At 70.2% G+C, this 3,085-nt stretch carries 1 protein-coding gene; it reads right to left on the bottom strand.

Going from position 1 to position 3,085, the window contains the following annotated elements; translation table 11 throughout:
* Nucleotides 1-3,085: beta strand repeat-containing protein (locus tag TU31_RS01370; protein ID WP_158894209.1), on the bottom strand; the 3,085-nt coding region annotated here is incomplete at both ends.

The raw sequence follows: 3,085 nt of genomic DNA, 5'->3' as shown, positions 1-3,085 counted from the left end.
CGCGACGAACGTGACCGTGCCGGTGGGCGTACCCGCACCCGGCGCAACGGGCGAGACCGTCGCCGTGAACGTCACCGTCTCCCCCACGACCGACGGGTCCGGCGCCGTGGAAACCGCCGTCGTCGTCGACGCCTGGCCCACCGTCTGGGTGTCCGCACCGACCGAGCCGACGAAGCTGCCGTCGCCGCTGTAGGTCGCGGTCACGGCGTACACGCCCGCGGTCACCAGACCAGTGGTGGTCACACTGGTCGTCCCGCCAATGAGAGTGCCGGTCAGCGCCACCGTGGTCACACCGTCGGTCGCCACGAATGTGACCGTGCCCGTGGGCGTACCCGCACCCGGAGCGACCGGCGCGACGGTGGCCGTGAAGGTCACCGGCTCGCCCACCACGGACGGGTCCGGCGACGAGGAAACCGTGGTCGTCGTCAGCGCAAGGGTCACGGTCTGCGTGTCCGTGCCGCTGGACCCGATGAAGTTGGGGTCACCGCTGTAGGTCGCCGTGACGGTGTGGGTGCCGACGCTCAACGCGTTCGTCGAGACACTCGCCGTCCCGCCGGACAGCGTGCCGGTCAGGGTCGGACCGCCGCTGATGACGAAGGTGACCGTCCCGGTCGGCGTACCCGCACCGGGCGCGACCGGCGCGACGATCGCCGTGAAGGTCACCGTCTCGCCGAAGACCGACGGGTCGGGGGCCGAGGTGACCGTAGTGGTGGTCGCTGACGGGATGACCGTCTGGGTGTCCGTGCCGACCGAGCCGGCGAAGTCGGCGTCACCGCTGTAGGTCGCGGTCACGGTGTACACGCCCGCGGTCACCAGACCACTGGTGGTCACGCTGGTCGTCCCGCCACTGAGAGTGCCGGTCAGCGTCACCGTGGTCACACCATTCGTCGCTACGAATGTGACCGTGCCCGACGGAGTACCCGCACCCGGCGCGACCGGCGAGACCGTCGCCGTGAACGTCACCAGCGCACCCACCACGGACGGGTCCGGCGACGAGGTGACCGTAGTGGTCGTCGACGCCTGGTTCACCGTCTGCGTGTCCGTGCCACTGGACCCGGTGAAGTTGGCGTCACCGCTGTAGGTCGCGGTCACGGTGTGGGTGCCGACACTCAGCGCGCTGGTCGTGACGCTCGCGGTCCCTCCGGAGAGGGTGCCGGTCAGGGTCGGACCGCCGCTGATGACGAAGGTGACCGTCCCGGTCGGCGTACCCGCACCGGGCGCCACCGGCGCGACGGTGGCCGTGAAGGTCACCGGCTCACCGAACAGCGACGGGTCGGGAGACGAGGTGACCGTAGTGGTCGTCGACGCCTGATTCACCGTCTGGGTGTCCGCACCGACCGAGCCGACGAAGCTGCCGTCGCCGCTGTAGGTCGCGGTCACGGCGTACACGCCGGCGGTGACCAGACCACTGGTGGTCACGCTGGTCGTACCGCCACTGAGGGTGCCGGTCAGCGTCACCGTGGTCACACCGTCGGTCGCCACGAATGTGACCGTGCCCGTGGGCGTACCCGCACCCGGCGCAACCGGTGCGACGGTCGCCGTGAAGGTCACCGGCGCACCCACCACGGACGGGTCCGGCGACGACGTGACCGTCGTGGTGGTCGCCGACGGGGTGACCGTCTGAGTGTCCGTGCCACTGGACCCGGTGAAGTTGGCGTCACCGCTGTAGGTCGCCGTGACCGTGTGCGTACCGACGCCCAGCGCGCTGGTCGTGACGCTCGCCGTCCCGCCGGACAGGGTGCCGGTCAAGGTCGGACCGCCACTGATGACGAAGGTGACCGTCCCAGTCGGGGTGCCCGCGCCCGGCGCGACCGGCGCCACAGTCGCCGTGAAGGTCACCGGCTCACCGAACACCGACGGGTCGGGAGATGAGGTGACCGTAGTGGTCGTCGACGCCTGGCCCACAGTCTGGGTGTCCGTGCCGACCGACGACGAGAAGTTCGCGTCACCGCTGTAAGTCGCGGTCACGGTGTACACGCCGGCGGTCACCAGACCACTGGTGGTCACACTGGTCGTACCGCCACTGAGAGTGCCGGTCAGCGTCACCGTGGTCACACCATCCGTGGCCACGAACGTCACCGTGCCCGTGGGCGTGCCCGCACCCGGAGCAACCGGCGAGACCGTCGCCGTGAACGTCACCGGCGCACCCACCACGGACGGGTCCGGCGACGAGGTGACCGTAGTGGTCGTCGACGCCTGATTCACCGTCTGCGTGTCCGTACCGACCGACGAGGTGAAGTTGGCGTCACCGCTATAGGTCGCCGTGACCGTATGCGTACCGACGCTCAAGGCGCTCGTCGTGACACTCGCCGTGCCCCCGGAGAGGGTGCCGGTCAACGTCGGACCACCGCTGATGACGAAGGTGACCGTCCCGGTCGGCGTACCCGCACCGGGCGCCACCGGCGCGACGGTCGCCGTAAAGGTCACCGGCTCACCGAACACCGACGGGTCGGGAGACGAGGTGACGGTGGTGGTCGTCGACGCCTGGTTCACCGTCTGGGTGTCCGTACCGACGGACGGCGCGAAGTTGGCGTCACCGCTGTAGGTCGCGGTGACCGTGTGCGTGCCGACGCCCAGCGCGCTGGTCGTGACGCTCGCGGTCCCGCCGGAGAGGGTGCCGGTCAAGGTCGGACCACCGGAGATGACGAAGGTGACCGTCCCGGTCGGCGTACCCGCACCGGGCGCCACCGGCGCGACGGTCGCCGTGAAGGTCACCGGCTGCCCCACCACGGACGGGTCCGGCGACGAGGTGACCGTCGTGGTCGTCAGCGCCGGGAGCACGGTCTGGGTGTCGGTGTCACTGGAGCCGGTGTAGCTCGCGTCGCCGCCGTAGGTCGCGGTGACGGTGTAAGTGCCCGCGGTCACCAGCCCGTTGGTGCTGACGGTCGTGACGCCGGCGCCGTCGAGGGTGCCGCTGAGGGACACCGTGGTGACCCCGTTCGTGATGACAAAGCTGACGGTTCCGGTCGGAACGCCGCCACCGGGGAACACCGGCCCCACGAAGGCCGTGAAGTTGACCGTCTGGCCCACCACGGAGGGGTCGGGGAACGAGGTGACCGTAGTGGTCGTCGACGCCTGGTTCACC

This window comes from Streptomyces lydicamycinicus, from assembly GCF_000829715.2.
GTDB classification, from domain to species: domain Bacteria; phylum Actinomycetota; class Actinomycetes; order Streptomycetales; family Streptomycetaceae; genus Streptomyces; species Streptomyces lydicamycinicus.
The sequence above is the reverse complement of the archived record's forward strand: the minus strand, read 5'-3'. Positions and strand labels throughout refer to the sequence as shown.